This is a genomic window from Paenibacillus sinensis (assembly GCF_019904155.1).
Classification (GTDB): Bacteria; Bacillota; Bacilli; order Paenibacillales; family Paenibacillaceae; genus Paenibacillus_AQ; species Paenibacillus_AQ sinensis.
Genome location: NZ_JAHCMB010000186.1, coordinates 12,339 through 26,484 on the forward strand (window position 1 = coordinate 12,339; position 14,146 = coordinate 26,484).

Consider the following 14,146-nt stretch of genomic DNA (forward strand, 5'->3'; position numbering starts at 1 on the left):
GCGCGCGGGCAGCCAAAATTCCATTGAACCGTCACGGAGGTTTAACTTTTTATGGCTTATCTGGATTCCAAGTTAAAAATTTTCACCTGTAACTCCAATCCGAAGCTGGCTCATCAGATCGCCGATTATATCGGGATTCCAATGGGTGAGTCCCACACAACCAGTTTCAGCGACGGCGAAATTCAGGTCAAGCTGTCGGAGAGCGTTCGCGGCTGCCACGTCTACATCGTGCAGTCGACATGCGGTCCGGTCAACGACAACCTGATGGAGATGCTGGTTATGATCGACGCGCTGAAGCGCGCCTCGGCCAAGAGCATCAATGTCGTTATTCCGTATTACGGGTATGCCCGTCAGGACCGCAAGGCCCGTTCGCGCGATCCGATTACAGCCAAGCTGGTAGCCGACCTGATTGAACGTGCGGGCGCGCACCGCGTCATTACGATGGACCTGCATGCTATGCAGATTCAGGGCTTCTTCAATATCCCGGTGGATCATATGCTGGGCGTGCCGATTCTGGCGCAGTATTTCCGTTCGAAACAAATTCAGAATCCAGTCGTCGTATCTCCTGACCATGGTGGCGTGGTCCGCGCAAGAAAGCTGGCCGACTTCCTGAACGCGCCGCTTGCGATTATCGACAAGCGCCGTCCGGAGCCAAATGTCAGCGAGGTTATGAATATCATCGGTAACATCGAAGGCAAGACGGCGATCCTTATCGACGACATTATCGATACGGCCGGCACCATTGTCCTGGGCGCCAATGCTCTGATGGAAGGCGGCGTGAGAGAGGTATACGCCTGCTGTACGCACCCGGTACTGTCCGGACCTGCGCATGAGCGTCTGGAGAATTCGCCGATCAAAGAGGTTGTCGTCACCGACACGATTCCGATCCGCCACGAGAAGCCTACCAACAAGCTGAGAGTGTTGTCTGTAGCTCCGCTGCTCGGCGAGGCGATTATCCGCGTTCACGAGGAACTGTCCATCAGCAAGCTGTTCGAGATTGAATAAGAAGCGGGGACAAGGCCGAATGTCCGACAAAGGGTTACACCTCCTGAAGCAGGAGATGTAACCCCTTGTCGGTTTGGCGAAGATTGCATTGAAGCGGCAGAGCTAGAAGCCCGGCCGTGAGATGAAGGTGAACATACTTCGGTTATAGAGGGTGCCTTGGAGCTCGGCGAAGCTGCCGTCGACAGCCGTGAGAATACCGATATCGACATGCTCGTCGCCGCGGTACACCTCAACCGGAATGGCAAACTGAAGATGGTATTGGAAATGCCGGTGAAGCGTCAGAGGCTCACCCTGCTGAAGCATAGAAAGATCACCTGTCTTCTTGAAATGGATTCCGGGGTTTGAAGCACCCTTATGCTTCTATTGTACCAAGAAAGGGAAGGTTTACAAATGAAATGGATTGTCGGTCTGGGCAACCCGGGGCCGCAGTACGCCAAGACCCGGCACAATGTCGGCTTTATGGCTCTGGACGAGCTGGCGCGCCGCCACGGCATCTCCTTTAACCAGAACAAGTGCAAGTCCGTCATCGGGGAAGGAAATATCGGCGGAACCAAGGTCGTGCTGATCAAGCCGATGACCTTCATGAATCTTTCGGGCGAAGCGGTTCGCGCTTATATGGATTATTACAAGGTCGCCCTTGAGGATATGATCGTCGTCTATGATGATCTGGATACGGAAGTGGGCAAAATCCGGCTGCGCTACCAGGGCAGCGCCGGAGGGCATAACGGAATCAAGTCAATCATTCAGCATACCGGTACACAGAGCTTCAACCGGGTCCGCATGGGCATTTCACGGCCGGAGCCGGGCTATGCCATTATCGATTATGTACTGGGGACTTTCCCCAAGAAGGAAAGCGAGAAGCTGTCGGATATGATCGGCAGTACCTGCGATGCGCTGGAATTCAGTCTGGATCATACCTATGAACAGACGATGGCCAAGTTCAACGGCTAATTGCAGGCCTTGGGCTAGCAGGGGAGCAAACGGGGCATACTGAAGGTATATTCTACCTTCAGGAGGCATATTCATGGCAATACACTATGTGTGCAGACACTGCCGGACCGTTCTTGGGAGCATACCAAGAAACGCTGTCAGCGAGATGAAGCTGGGCCTTCATTCCTTGACCCCCGCAGAACGCAGAGATATAATAGCGTATGATTCGGAAGGCGGGATTACCGTAAAGGTAACCTGCGATTACTGCAAGGAAGCGCTGGAGTATAATCCGGAGCTGAGCCTGCTGGCCAACCCGCTTCAGTAGCGGGAGGCCGTTACCGATGTCACGCACAATCCGAAAGCCTTGGCTCAAAAGCTGAGGCTTATTTTGAAATGTAGAATGTATAAGCTTCGCCATTAATTTATATGATCAGGGGATAAGCCGGACGGCGTATCCTTGTTCTTCTATTTCCGGGTTTGCCGGATCTTTAAAAAATTTATTATTCCATGCGCGTTGAAGCGGCGGAAGAGCCCGCTCCGCTAGATGCGATTTGAGTAAGTGAGGTGCGCCTTTTGTTACAAGGTCTTATTGAGGCTTTTACCAAAGATTCCGATTTTCAGTCGGTAGCCAAGGGCGTCGCCGCCGGAATGAAAGAGCAATTGATCTCGGGTCTGTCAGGATCGGCGAGGCAGATCATGCTCGGCGCTCTGCATGAAGAGACTTCCCGGCCGATGCTTATCGTGACGCATAACATGTTCTCGGCACAAAAAATTGCCGATGACTTGCAGGAAGCGCTTTCCCCGGAACAGGTTCTGCTGTATCCGGCCAATGAACTTGTTGCGGCCGAAGCGGCGGTTTCAAGCCCAGAGACGGTGGCTCAGCGTATTGAGGTGCTGAACAAATGCTCGCAGGGATTCCGGGGCATTGTGGTCGCGCCTTATTCGGGCGTCCGGCGTCTGCTGCCGTCGCCGCAGGTCATGGCGTCCGCGCAGGTTACCGTTCAACAAGACGGGACGCTTGAACTGGAGTCATTCCTGATTGCCATGATTGAAATGGGCTACGAGCGTGTCGAACGAGTGGAGAATCGCGGAGAACTGAGCGTCCGGGGAGGCATCCTCGATTTCTATCCGATGAATACGCCGCTGGCGTACCGGGTCGAGCTCTTTGACGAAGAAGTCGATTCCATCCGGACATTCGATCCCGCCGACCAGCGGTCCATCGACAAGGTTAGAAGCGTGACCATCACGCCGGCCAGAGAGATTGTCGCCGGAGCGAAGCAGCTTGCCGCAGCGGCGGATAAGGCATCCGGCCTGCTGGAGCGCCAGCTGGAGAAGACGACCGACCGGCAGGCCAAGATCCGGCTGCGGGAAGAGATCGGGCGGGAGCTTGAGCTTCTGCGCGAGGGCACGTATTTTCCGGAAATGTATAAATATATTGCCTTGATCTATCCGGAACGCTGTCATCTCTATGACTACATGGAGAAAGACACCCTGCTTATACTGGACGAACCGGCGCGTCTGCTGGAAACGGCGAAGCAGCTTGAGCGGGATGAATCGGAGTGGAATCTGCATCTGCTGCAGAATGGCAAGACGCTCCCGGATCTCGAGCTATCGCTCGACAGTGATACAGTAATTTATCACCGCCCGTTCCAAAGCCTCTTCATGTCGATCTTCCTCCGCCAGGTTCCGCATGTGCAGCCGCAGAATATTCTAGGCTTCATCAGCCGGGGCATGCAGGATTTCCACGGCCAGATGAATGTGCTGAAATCGGAGATGGAGCGGTGGCATAAGTCGGGTGTGAAGGTCGTCATGCTTGCGGGCGGAGAGGACCGGATTGACCGGATTCGCCGCGTGCTGGACGATTACGGCATAGAGGAGCCGACAATTATGCTCGGAACGCTGGGTTCCGGCTTCGAGCTTCCCTCGATTCACCTGGCAGTCATTACCGAGAGTGAGCTGTTCTCGCAGAAGCAGCGCAAGACCCGCAAAAATTCGAAGCATATGGATAATGCGGAGCGGATCAAGAGCTATACCGAGCTCAAAATCGGTGATTATGTCGTGCACCAGAATCATGGTATCGGCAAATATATGGGCATCGGGACGTTGGAGGTCAGCGGCATTCACCGGGACTACATGCACATCATGTACGCCGGGGGAGACAAGCTGTCCGTTCCAATCGAGCAGATTGATCTGATTCAGAAATACGTCGGCTCCGAGGACAAGGAGCCGAAGATTTACAAGCTCGGGGGCAACGAGTGGACCCGGGTTACCAATAAGGTGCGTTCCTCCGTACAGGATATCGCTGACGATCTGATCAAGCTGTATGCCGAACGCCAGAGCGCGCCGGGCTATGGGTTCGAGAGAGATACGCAGGAGCAGAACGAGTTCGAGGGAATGTTCCCTTATGAGGAGACCCGGGATCAGCTGCGGGCGATCGAAGAGATCAAGAAGGACATGGAGCAGAACCGTCCAATGGACCGTCTCCTCTGCGGCGACGTGGGCTATGGCAAGACCGAGGTGGCGATTCGCGCCGCCTTCAAGGCTGCGATTGAGGGCAAGCAGGTGGCGGTGCTCGTACCGACCACGATTCTGGCCCAGCAGCATTACGAGACATTCCGCGAGCGCTTCGCTTCCTACCCGATAAATATCCAGGTGCTTAGCCGGTTCCGCAGTCGGAAGGAGCAGAACGAGACGATCAAGGGCGTTCGGCAGGGAACGGTAGACATCGTAATCGGAACTCATCGCCTGCTGTCCCAGGACCTTGTATTCAAGGATCTGGGCCTGCTGATCGTCGACGAAGAGCAGCGGTTCGGCGTCACCCATAAGGAGAAGCTGAAGAAGCTCAAGACCAACGTTGACGTCCTGACGCTGACAGCAACTCCGATTCCCCGTACGCTTCATATGTCGATGCTGGGCGTACGCGACTTGTCGGTTATCGAGACGCCGCCAGAGAACCGTTTCCCCGTGCAGACCTATGTTGTGGAATACAGCCAGACGCTGGTCCGCGAGGCGGTCGAACGGGAACTTGGACGCGGAGGACAGGTCTATTATCTGTATAACCGTGTACAGGGTATCCAGGAGATGGCCTCCCAGATCCAGATGCTCGTTCCGGAGGCGCGGGTCGGCATCGGTCACGGCCAAATGTCCGAGTCGGAGCTTGAGAAGACGATTCTCGACTTCCTGGACGGCGAGTACGACGTGCTGGTCAGCACAAGCATCATCGAGACCGGAGTCGATATTCCGAACGTCAATACGCTGATTGTCCATGACGCTGATAAAATGGGCCTGTCCCAGCTGTACCAGCTTCGGGGACGGGTTGGCCGGTCCAACCGGATCGCCTATGCCTATTTCACCTACCAGCGGGACAAGGTGCTGACCGAAGTCGCCGAGAAGCGGCTGCAGTCGATCAAGGAGTTCACCGAGCTCGGCTCCGGCTTCAAGATCGCGATGCGCGACCTGTCGATCCGCGGCGCCGGCAATCTGCTGGGCGCGGAGCAGCACGGGTTCATCGCTTCGGTCGGCTTCGACCTCTACTCCCAGATGCTGGCGGAAGAAATCCGCAAGCGCAAGGTGACCGTCCTCGGCGAAGAGGATCAGTCGCTCAAGGAAGGCAATACCGTCATCGATTTGGCAATTGACGCCTATCTGCCTTCCGAGTATATTTACGACAGTGTACAAAAGATCGAGATCTACAAGAAGGTTGCCGGCGTTGCGACCTTCGAAGACGAGGCGGAGCTGGAGGACGAGCTGCTTGACCGGTTCGGAGAGCTGCCTGAGTCGGTGGTGAACCTGTTGTCCGTCGCACGGCTTAAGCTATTCGGCAAAATGTACGGCCTGGATTCCATGAACCGGCGCGGCGACGAGGTGCTGCTCAGCTTCCACGAGGACCGGATCGCGATGATCGATACGCCGAAGCTTGCCAAAATTGGCAATGGTTTTGAAAGACGTGTACAATTTGAAAAGGATGCCAAAGCGGCGATCCGGATCAAAGCCAAAGGTCTTGACGACAAGGAACTGCTCGAACTGCTCGAGCGTTTCCTCAAGGAAGTCAAGCCTGCTTTTAAATCGAAGGGAGAATTACACAATGCGGTCAAATAAACCATGGAAGGTGCTGTTCGTCTCGTTGGCAGCGGCCCTTTCGTTATCCATGCTCTCGGCATGCAGCAGCGGCAAGAAAACTGCTGAAGACAACAGCACGGTGCTTGCCACCTACAAGGGGGGCGAGATTACGCAGAAGGAATTCGACACCGATGTGAAGGTAATGAAGCTCCTGTCTCCGGAGCAGGCGCAGTATCTGGATCTGGACGCCTTCAAGGAGACGATCCTGAAGCAGGAAGTCGCCTTCGAATATTTGGCGGCACAGGCGAACGACAAGGCGAAGCAGGAAGGCGAGAAGCAGGCCGACTCACAGATTGCATCGTACAAGCAGGGGCTTGGCGAAACCTATGAAAGCTCCTTGAAGGAGCAGGGCGTTACGGAAGATGAGATCAAGAATTACATGGTCCGCGTATTGACCGTGTACCAGGATATGATACAAAAGGTTACTGACGATGAAGTGAAGAAAGAATTCGAAGCGACCAAAGGCGATTTCACCGTGGCTTCGGTGCGTCATATTCTGGTCGGCTTCACCGATTCGAACAACAAGGAGCGCAGCAAGGAAGATGCGCTGAAGCGCGCCCAGGAAGTGAAGGCGAAGCTGGACGGCGGAGCGGACTTCGCGGCGACCGCCAAGGAATATTCGGACGACACAGGCTCCAAGGACAACGGCGGCCTGTATGAGAACAAGGAGCTTGGCACCTATGTCGAAGAATTCAAGAAAGCGGCCCAGACGCTTCCGCTGAATACGATCAGCGATCCGGTCGAGACGACCTATGGTTACCACATCATGAAGGTGGAATCCCGTACCGAGAAGACATTTGACCAGCTGACCGACCAGCAGAAGGAAACGATCAAGAGCACGGTCGCATCGAACAAGCTGCAGGAATTCATGGAGAAGAATCTGGACAGCATCATCGAAAAAATCAATCTGCCGAAGAGCAGCGCTGCTCCAGCCGCTTCCGCAGCACCGGCCGGTTCTCCGGCTGCTTCTGCCGCTCCGGCTGCTTCGCCAAGCGCGAGCGCAGGCGCCAAGTAAGCATGAACCTGGGCTGATTCCAATAACGATATTCAGGATTTTTCCAGCGGCACCGCCAACTTCGGCGGTGCCGTTTCGTGTTATGCATAAGGAACTGGGAACAGATGAATACTATGGTCAGACAACAAGGAACCAACGCCGGGATCATGGGGTCCCTCACCAAAGGCAGTAGTTGACACAATACTTCTTAAGAAAGCGGGGCAACAGGTGAATGAAAGCTACTGGCATTGTAAGACGTATCGACGACTTGGGACGGGTCGTTATTCCTAAAGAAATCAGACGGACACTTCGGATTCGAGAAGGAGATCCGCTTGAAATTTTTGTGGACCGCGACGGGGAGGTCATCCTGAAGAAATACTCCCCCATCGGCGAGCTGGGCGATTTCGCAAAGGAATACGCCGAATCGCTGTATGAAAGCACCGGACATATTACCCTTATATCCGACCGTGATACCTTTATCGCGCTTTCCGGCGGCTCCAAGAAGGATTATCTGGACAAGCCGGTCGGACAGCTGCTCGAAAAATGCATGGATGGCCGAAAGACGGTGCTGGAGACGAATAGCGGCACTTATGAAATCACGAAGGATTACCAGGATACCCTGTCTTCCTATGTGGCGGCTCCCATCATCTCGGGAGGCGACCCCATCGGGGCCGTGGTGTTGATGAATAAGGACGAGTCGGTCAAAATGTCGCAGATGGAAGTCAAGATGGCCGAGACGGCCGCAGGTTTTTTGGGCAAGCAGATGGAGCAGTAAGGGTCCTTTCCCACATCCCGCTTTTCGATTCCGGCATACGGACCGGAACGATGAAGGCGGGATTTTGTCGTTCCAGGGGAGGTTGCGGTATAATATAGAAATTCATTCGAAATCCAGTTCAGACGAAGTAGGGCTGATATGAAAAAAGAAGCGACGGGCTCGAAGCTGCTGCGGGGAGCGTTTATTTTGAGCGCCGCCGCTCTGCTGTCGAAGCTGATTGGAACGCTGCAAAAAATTCCGCTGCAGAATCTGGGCGGGGATGCCGTCTTTGGCATCTACAACACGGTATACCCGATCTATACGCTGCTCGTCACCGTAGCGATGCTGGGACTGCCGGCGGCGGTCTCGAAGTACGTCGCCGAGGACGAGGCCGGCGGCGGTACTCCGCAGAGCCGGCAGGTGCTGCGTCGCGCCTCGCTGACGACCACGGCGGCCGGGCTGCTGCTTGCCGCCGGCACGTATGCGGGCGCTCCGTTGATCGCCCGCTTCATCGGCAGCGGGCATATTGTGGCGGCGCTGCGGACCGCCGCGTTCGGCCTGGCGGTCGTGCCGCTGCTCGCCGCCCTGCGGGGCTATTTCCAGGGCCTCCAGAACATGCTGCCGACAGCGGTGTCGCAGATCATCGAGCAATCGGCCCGGGTGGCTGTCATGATCACGCTGCTGCTCCTGCTGACGCGGAGCGGAGCGGGCGCCGGCGAGATCGCCTCCGGCGCCATGCTTGGATCGGCCGGCGGCGGTCTGGCGGGGCTTGCCGTCATGCTGCTGTTCTGGCGCAGACACCGCCGGGGCAGCCGGAAGCCGGCGCCTGCACTGGAAGCCACAGACGCTATAACTGCGGCCTCCACAGCCGTAGCCACAATGCACGCGCCGGAAACCTCCGCGCCGATAACCGCAGCGGCGAGCGGGGATACGCTTGCCGAGACGGCCGCCGCGTCTTCGGCCGCTGCTCACAGCCGCTCCGGCAGCGTCCGGAGCCTGCTGGCCTACGGCGTGCCGGTCATGCTGGGCGGCCTCGCTGCGCCGCTGATCAGCCTCGTGGACGTGTTCACTATGCCGAGGCTGTTGGCTGACGTCGGCGGAGAGAGCCAGGCGATGGCTGATTTCGGCATTTACAACCGGGGGCTGCCGATCGTCCAGCTCGTGACGATGCTGGCGACCTCACTCACCGTCCTGTTCATCCCGGCGCTGGCGGAGTCGAAGTTTCGCGGCGACACCAGGGAGATCGAGAGCCGGTGCCGGCTGTCGCTGCGCTGGTTCTGGCTGCTCGGCCTGGCCGCCTCGGCGGGGCTCGCCGTACTCGCGGTGCCGATCAACATCGCCTTGTACGGCGACGCCGCCGGCAGCGGCACGATCCGCTGGCTGGCCTTCACCGCCGCTGGCGGAACGGTCAGCCTCATCTCCGCCGCGCTGCTGCAGGGCCTGGGCCATGTGCGCGCCCCTGCCCTGCATTTCCTGGCCGCCGCCGCGCTGAAGGCGGCGCTGAACCTGCTGCTCGTTCCGCAGCAGGGCATTATGGGCGCGGCCATAGCAGGCGTGGCCGCGCAGGCGCTGGCAGCCGGGCTGAACCTCCGGCTGCTGCGCAAGGCGGCGGGGCTTACGCTGCGCCCCGCCGAATGGCTCGGCAAGCCCGCGGCACTGATCGCGGGGCTTGCCGTCTCTGCGGCCGCCGCCGGCTGGGCTGGCGGCGCGCTGCTGGGCGCGGCCGGAGTGCATGGCCGCATCCAGGCGCTTGGGGAGAGCCTGCTTGGCGTGGCCGCAGGCTGCCTGGTGTTCGCCGCGCTGGCCGTGCGGCTGCGGCTGCTGGACGAAGGGGAGCTGATGCAGCTCCCGGGATTCGGCCCGAAGCTGGCCCGGAAGATCAAGAAATGGGGCCTGTTTCCTTAACGATCATGGACGTCAGGGAGACAGGCCCAAGGAATTCACGTCGCCTGCCGGGCTGGCAGGCGCGATAAGGAGAGAATCGGCATGAGCGCAAAATTAACGGTAGCGGGACTTGGCTCCGGCAGTCCCGACCGGCTGACGCTGGGCATCGTGAACAAGCTGAAGGCGGCTTCCCGGGTGTATGTGCGGACTGGGGAGCATCCGGCGGTCAAGGTTCTGGAGGAGCTGGAGATTCCCTATGAGTCTTTTGATCATTTGTATGAGTCCTTCTCTTCCTTTCCCGAAGTGTACGAAGCGATTACCCTGAAGCTGCTGGAGGAGGCACGCTCGGGGGAGCAGGGCGACGAGATCGTCTATGCTGTTCCCGGTCATCCGATGGTTGCCGAGTCGGCCGTGTCCAAGCTGCGGGCGCGCTGCGCGGAAGAATCCATCGAGCTGACGGTGCTGGGCGGCGAGAGCTTTCTCGACGAAGCGTTTCTGCGCCTCGGCTTCGATCCGATCGAGGGCTTCCAGCTGCTGGACGCTACCGGCATTACCCGTTCGCAGCTTCAGCCGGAGCTGCATACGCTGATTGGCCAGGTCTATGACACCTATACGGCTTCCGAGGCGAAGCTGTGCCTGATGGAAATCTATCCGCCTGAATATGAGGTAGTAGTGGGACATGCTCTTGGAGTGGAGGGCGAGGAACAGATTCTGCGCGTGCCGCTCTATGAGCTGGACCGCCAGGAAGGCTACGGCAATCTGTCGCTGATCTATATTCCGGCGGACCGCTCCGACCGGCTGCGGCAGCGCACATTCGCCCGGCTTCACGAAATCGTCGGCATCCTGCGCAGTCCGGGCGGCTGCCCTTGGGACCGGGAGCAGACGCATGACTCGCTTCGCAAGAACCTGATCGAAGAAACGTACGAGGTGCTGGAGACAATCGACGAGGACGATCCCGAGCATATGAAAGAGGAACTCGGCGATCTTATGCTGCAGATTATGCTTCATTCGCAGATGGAGGAAGAATTGGGCGCGTTCGACGTATTCGACGTAATCGAGGCGTTGAACGGCAAGCTGATCTTCCGTCATCCGCATGTGTTCGGTGACAAGGATGCGGCCGACGCGGAGGCGGCGCTGCAGAACTGGGAAGGCATGAAGGCCGAGGAGAAGCGCCGGAAGGGTATCGAGCTCGAGGAGCAGTCGGCGCTGGACGGCGTTCCCCGCGATCTGCCGGCTCTGATGAAGGCCTACAAGCTTCAGAAGAAGGCATCCAAGGTCGGCTTCGATTGGGGGAATGTCGGGGATGTGCTCGCCAAGGTTCAGGAAGAACTCGATGAACTGAAGGAAGCAATCGCCTCCGGCTCTCCGCAGGAGGAGCAGATGCTGGAGCTTGGAGACCTGCTGTTCGCGGCAACGAACGCCGCCCGGTTTATCGACGCTGATCCGGAGGAGGCGCTGACGCGCACCAATCGCAAATTTGTCGAACGGTTCCGGTATATTGAGCGCAGACTGCGAGAGCAGGGCACATCGCCCAAGGACAGCACTCTGGATGAAATGGAGGCGCTCTGGCAGGAGGCCAAAGGAGTCGAACGGGCCTGAAGCCCGGCACGGAGCTGCTCCGGGTAAGCACTGAATCGCTTGGACCTGCCAAATTCTGTCCGAAAAACGCAAGCTGCGGCAGGAATTTGACAAGGCATCCAGAATACCATTAAGATGGAACGGCGGTCTTCGTCAAAGCTTGGCTAAAGATCGAACGTTTCCTTATTTTTTTCATTTCCGGGAGGAACGCTAAGTTATGAACAAAACAGATCTGATCAACAACATTTCCGAGAAAAACGGCTTGTCCAAAAAAGACGTGGAGCTGGTGCTCAACGGCTTTCTTGGTGAAATTACGGAAGCCCTCTCCAAGGGCGATAAAGTCCAGCTGATCGGTTTCGGCACTTTCGAAACCCGCAAGCGCTCCGGCCGGACAGGCCGCAACCCGCAGACGGGCACGGTCATCGACATTCCTGAATCCAACGTCCCGGCGTTCAAGGCCGGCGGCAAGCTTAAAGAAGCCGTCAACTAATGCGCCTCGACAAATTTTTGAAGGTATCCCGTCTCATCAAGCGCCGCACGGTGGCGAAGGATGTGTCCGAGCAAGGCCGGGTGCTGATCAACGGCAAAGAATCGAAGCCGAGCGCTAGCGTGAAGATCGGCGATGAAATCACGGTCCAGTTCGGACAGAAGCTCGTGACGGTACGCGTCGAGAAGCTGGTCGAAACGACCCGTAAGGACGAAGCTGCCGGCATGTACACCGTGCTCCGCGAAGAGCCGATCCAGAAGAGCAACGGATTGGATTGGTAGACGGCCCCTTTTTTCTCGGAAGAAGCGTTCCCGCTTAAGCGGGGCGCTTTTTTTAATGTGCGGACTTCAAAGGCCCGGATTCCTGATCTTGCAAGAAAGACTGCTGCTAAAGAGGGGCTTGGCAACCTGATCGCTCCCAGCCTGGAAGTGCTGCGCAAAAGGACGCAGGCGGGCCTGTTCTAAACGGGTACGGATGGCCATATGCTAGGACTAGAAGGAGGGGTACAGGCCATGATCGAACCTGGAAAAAACGTCAAGCAGCATGATCTGCATATGCGCAGCCGCAAGGCGGTAGATCTGACGGGTGTGCAGAATGTGGAGAGCTTCGACAGCGGGGAGTTTCTGCTTCAGACGGAGCTTGGGACCTTAAGCATCCGCGGCAGCCATTTACATATCAAGAACCTCAGTCTGGAGAACGGGCTGCTGTCGCTGGAAGGGAATGTCCAATCGGTGGTTTATGTGGAACCGGGAGCGAAGGATAAGAATAAAGGGCTGCTCGGCAAGCTGTTCAAATGAATCCGGCTGTGCAGTGGATGACACTGCTGTACCTGGCGGGCGCCGGCGCAATGATGGGGTTCGCCTTTGACGCGTACCGGGTGCTGTCCCAGCGGCTGCGTTTTCCGGGATGGCTCATGGCCGTTCTCGACCTGCTCTATTGGCTTGCTTCGGCTCTGCTTGTCTTCCGCCTGTTGTACGAGGGCAATCAGGGCCAGCTTCGCTTTTACGCTTTTCTTGGATTGTTTCTGGGTGTATGGGTATATTTTTTAATCTTCAGTGTTACGGTCCAGAAATTTGTGGTAATGTTAATTCAGGTGGTTCAGCGGGTGTGGAGACTGCTGGTGAAGCTGCTGGGCATTGTGATTGGCATGCCGTTAATGGGAATATGGCGACTAACGCGCTGGACGCTGCGTCTGCTTGCGGCCGTGCTCTGGAAATTGCTGAAGCTTGTGCTGTGGCTGACCCGTCCGCTGTGGCATTTTCCCGTTAAATGGCTGACCCCTCTCTATGAACGGCTGCTGGGCAGCGCGCCGCTGACCAAATTGAAGGCTTGGATTGCCGCAAGAAAACAACGCTGACCTTTAATGGGAGGACCGCTCTAATGAACAGATTTTCTCCGGAAGAGAAGCAGGCTGGGGGGAGCGCCGCGGCGGGCGCGAAGAGAAGAAGATTTCTCTGGATGGCCGTGATGGCGGTGTTCTTCGGGTGGGCCGGCTACATATTCTTCGCCCAGGGTGCTTTGATTGCGGACAAGAGTGAGGACCTGGCCAAGAAGCAGGCTGCCGGTGAACAGGTGAACGCTTCACTGAATCAGCTGAAATATGAGGTGTCGCGTCTTAATGACGACGAGTATGTCGGCCAACTGGCGCGCAAGTGGTTTAACATCTATCCCAAAGGCGAGATTCCGATCCGGACCGAACAATCCGGCGAATGAGCCGTAAAGCCTTTCTCTTTTTAGAAAAAAGAGGCTTTTCGCTATGTTGCCTTGCAATGCGCTTTCCTGTATAATCAAATCACCGCAGACTGGATTTTTCTAATCTTAAGTCTGTATATTTTTAAGGGAGGATCATTTTATTCTATGGCAATTGAAGTGGGCACCAAGTTAGAGGGCAAGGTGACAGGCATCACGCATTTCGGAGCGTTTGTAGATCTGTCAGGAGGTGTCACAGGTCTCGTTCACATCTCGGAAATCGCCGATAATTACGTCAAGGATGTCAACGATCATCTGAAGATTAATGACGTGGTAACGGTTAAGGTGATCAATGTCGACAAGGACGGCAAGATCGGTCTTTCCATCAAGCAGGCAGTCGACAAGCCGGCTTCGGAGGCAAGACCGCCGAGAGCGCCAAGACCGGATCGTCCAGGCGGCGGTGACCGTTTCGGCGGTGGTGGTGGTGGCGGCTACAATCGTGAACGGGGAGGTCGTCCATTCAAGCCAGCAGCCGGTAAACCTTCATTCGAGGATAAAATGTCACGCTTCCTTAAAGACAGTGAAGAACGGATGTCTTCTCTCAAGAAGAATACGGAAGGTAAGCGCGGCGGCCGTGGAGCCAAACGCGTCTAATCCATAACATGCAACAACCGCAGGGGCATCAAGTCCGCTGCGGTTTTTTTCT

General features: G+C 56.9%; 16 protein-coding genes. 15 read left to right on the forward strand and 1 reads right to left on the reverse strand.

Annotated features, from left to right (window positions below; all coding sequences use genetic code 11):
* Positions 1 to 51: 51 nt before the first annotated feature.
* Positions 52 to 1,005 (forward strand): ribose-phosphate diphosphokinase, encoded by a 954-nt coding sequence (locus KIH86_RS20865; RefSeq protein WP_223088641.1) that lies wholly within the window; start codon positions 52 to 54, stop codon positions 1,003 to 1,005.
* 102 nt (positions 1,006 to 1,107) lie between these two features.
* Here KIH86_RS20865 and KIH86_RS20870 read toward each other — a convergent pair whose 3' ends face one another.
* A complete protein-coding gene (locus KIH86_RS20870; RefSeq protein ID WP_223088640.1) occupies positions 1,108 to 1,308 on the reverse strand; it encodes a hypothetical protein in 201 nt (66 codons plus the stop codon).
* An 87-nt stretch (positions 1,309 to 1,395) separates the two neighbouring features.
* Between KIH86_RS20870 and pth the strand changes: the two genes are divergently transcribed.
* From pth to KIH86_RS20935, 14 genes are all read left to right on the forward strand, one after another.
* Complete coding sequence (gene pth / locus KIH86_RS20875) at positions 1,396 to 1,956, forward strand: aminoacyl-tRNA hydrolase (RefSeq protein WP_223088639.1); 561 nt, start codon at positions 1,396 to 1,398, stop codon at positions 1,954 to 1,956.
* Positions 1,957 to 2,029: 73 nt separating this feature from the next.
* A complete protein-coding gene (locus tag KIH86_RS20880) occupies positions 2,030 to 2,260 on the forward strand; it encodes an anti-sigma-F factor Fin family protein (protein WP_223088638.1) in 231 nt (76 codons plus the stop codon).
* A gap of 248 nt (positions 2,261 to 2,508) precedes the next feature.
* Complete coding sequence (mfd, locus tag KIH86_RS20885; RefSeq protein ID WP_223088637.1) at positions 2,509 to 6,033, forward strand: transcription-repair coupling factor; 3,525 nt, start codon at positions 2,509 to 2,511, stop codon at positions 6,031 to 6,033.
* A complete protein-coding gene (locus KIH86_RS20890) occupies positions 6,020 to 7,069 on the forward strand; it encodes a peptidylprolyl isomerase (RefSeq protein ID WP_223088636.1) in 1,050 nt (349 codons plus the stop codon). The genes mfd and KIH86_RS20890 overlap by 14 nt, the downstream gene beginning before the upstream one ends.
* A 211-nt stretch (positions 7,070 to 7,280) precedes the next feature.
* The gene (spoVT, locus tag KIH86_RS20895; RefSeq protein WP_223088635.1) at positions 7,281 to 7,823 is read left to right on the forward strand and encodes a stage V sporulation protein T; all 543 of its coding nucleotides are present in this window, start codon (positions 7,281 to 7,283) and stop codon (positions 7,821 to 7,823) included.
* 138 nt (positions 7,824 to 7,961) lie between these two features.
* Positions 7,962 to 9,707: a putative polysaccharide biosynthesis protein gene (locus tag KIH86_RS20900; RefSeq protein ID WP_223088634.1), complete on the forward strand. Its 1,746-nt coding sequence runs from the start codon at positions 7,962 to 7,964 to the stop codon at positions 9,705 to 9,707.
* An 81-nt stretch (positions 9,708 to 9,788) separates the two neighbouring features.
* A complete protein-coding gene (gene yabN / locus KIH86_RS20905) occupies positions 9,789 to 11,285 on the forward strand; it encodes a bifunctional methyltransferase/pyrophosphohydrolase YabN (protein ID WP_223088633.1) in 1,497 nt (498 codons plus the stop codon).
* A gap of 196 nt (positions 11,286 to 11,481) precedes the next feature.
* Positions 11,482 to 11,754 (forward strand): HU family DNA-binding protein, encoded by a 273-nt coding sequence (locus KIH86_RS20910; RefSeq protein ID WP_038692847.1) that lies wholly within the window; start codon positions 11,482 to 11,484, stop codon positions 11,752 to 11,754.
* A complete protein-coding gene (locus KIH86_RS20915; protein WP_038692848.1) occupies positions 11,754 to 12,032 on the forward strand; it encodes an RNA-binding S4 domain-containing protein in 279 nt (92 codons plus the stop codon). The genes KIH86_RS20910 and KIH86_RS20915 overlap by 1 nt, the downstream gene beginning before the upstream one ends.
* Before the next feature lie 57 nt (positions 12,033 to 12,089).
* The gene (locus tag KIH86_RS29885; RefSeq protein WP_262416674.1) at positions 12,090 to 12,215 is read left to right on the forward strand and encodes a hypothetical protein; all 126 of its coding nucleotides are present in this window, start codon (positions 12,090 to 12,092) and stop codon (positions 12,213 to 12,215) included.
* 48 nt (positions 12,216 to 12,263) lie between these two features.
* The gene (yabP, locus tag KIH86_RS20920; protein WP_223088632.1) at positions 12,264 to 12,548 is read left to right on the forward strand and encodes a sporulation protein YabP; all 285 of its coding nucleotides are present in this window, start codon (positions 12,264 to 12,266) and stop codon (positions 12,546 to 12,548) included.
* Positions 12,545 to 13,108 carry a spore cortex biosynthesis protein YabQ gene (yabQ, locus tag KIH86_RS20925; RefSeq protein WP_223088631.1) on the forward strand — a complete coding sequence of 188 codons (564 nt, stop codon included), beginning with the start codon at positions 12,545 to 12,547 and terminating at the stop codon, positions 13,106 to 13,108. The genes yabP and yabQ overlap by 4 nt, the downstream gene beginning before the upstream one ends.
* 23 nt (positions 13,109 to 13,131) lie before the next feature.
* Positions 13,132 to 13,464 carry an FtsB family cell division protein gene (locus KIH86_RS20930; RefSeq protein ID WP_223088630.1) on the forward strand — a complete coding sequence of 111 codons (333 nt, stop codon included), beginning with the start codon at positions 13,132 to 13,134 and terminating at the stop codon, positions 13,462 to 13,464.
* A gap of 144 nt (positions 13,465 to 13,608) precedes the next feature.
* Positions 13,609 to 14,094: a S1 domain-containing RNA-binding protein gene (locus tag KIH86_RS20935; RefSeq protein WP_223088629.1), complete on the forward strand. Its 486-nt coding sequence runs from the start codon at positions 13,609 to 13,611 to the stop codon at positions 14,092 to 14,094.
* The last annotated feature ends 52 nt before the right edge of the window (positions 14,095 to 14,146 follow it).

Bases quoted from the DNA above. Each gene is read 5' to 3' on its own strand.
- KIH86_RS20900 (WP_223088634.1), top strand. From the start codon at position 7,962: ATGAAAAAAGAAGCGACGGGCTCGAAGCTGCTGCGGGGAGCGTTTATT.
- yabP (WP_223088632.1), top strand. From the start codon at position 12,264: ATGATCGAACCTGGAAAAAACGTCAAGCAGCATGATCTGCATATGCGC.
- KIH86_RS20935 (WP_223088629.1), top strand. From the start codon at position 13,609: ATGGCAATTGAAGTGGGCACCAAGTTAGAGGGCAAGGTGACAGGCATC.
- KIH86_RS20930 (WP_223088630.1), top strand. From the start codon at position 13,132: ATGAACAGATTTTCTCCGGAAGAGAAGCAGGCTGGGGGGAGCGCCGCG.
- KIH86_RS20915 (WP_038692848.1), top strand. From the start codon at position 11,754: ATGCGCCTCGACAAATTTTTGAAGGTATCCCGTCTCATCAAGCGCCGC.
- spoVT (WP_223088635.1), top strand. From the start codon at position 7,281: ATGAAAGCTACTGGCATTGTAAGACGTATCGACGACTTGGGACGGGTC.
- KIH86_RS20890 (WP_223088636.1), top strand. From the start codon at position 6,020: ATGCGGTCAAATAAACCATGGAAGGTGCTGTTCGTCTCGTTGGCAGCG.
- yabN (WP_223088633.1), top strand. From the start codon at position 9,789: ATGAGCGCAAAATTAACGGTAGCGGGACTTGGCTCCGGCAGTCCCGAC.
- KIH86_RS20880 (WP_223088638.1), top strand. From the start codon at position 2,030: ATGGCAATACACTATGTGTGCAGACACTGCCGGACCGTTCTTGGGAGC.
- KIH86_RS20870 (WP_223088640.1), bottom strand. From the start codon at position 1,308: ATGCTTCAGCAGGGTGAGCCTCTGACGCTTCACCGGCATTTCCAATAC.
- KIH86_RS20865 (WP_223088641.1), top strand. From the start codon at position 52: ATGGCTTATCTGGATTCCAAGTTAAAAATTTTCACCTGTAACTCCAAT.
- yabQ (WP_223088631.1), top strand. From the start codon at position 12,545: ATGAATCCGGCTGTGCAGTGGATGACACTGCTGTACCTGGCGGGCGCC.
- KIH86_RS20910 (WP_038692847.1), top strand. From the start codon at position 11,482: ATGAACAAAACAGATCTGATCAACAACATTTCCGAGAAAAACGGCTTG.
- pth (WP_223088639.1), top strand. From the start codon at position 1,396: ATGAAATGGATTGTCGGTCTGGGCAACCCGGGGCCGCAGTACGCCAAG.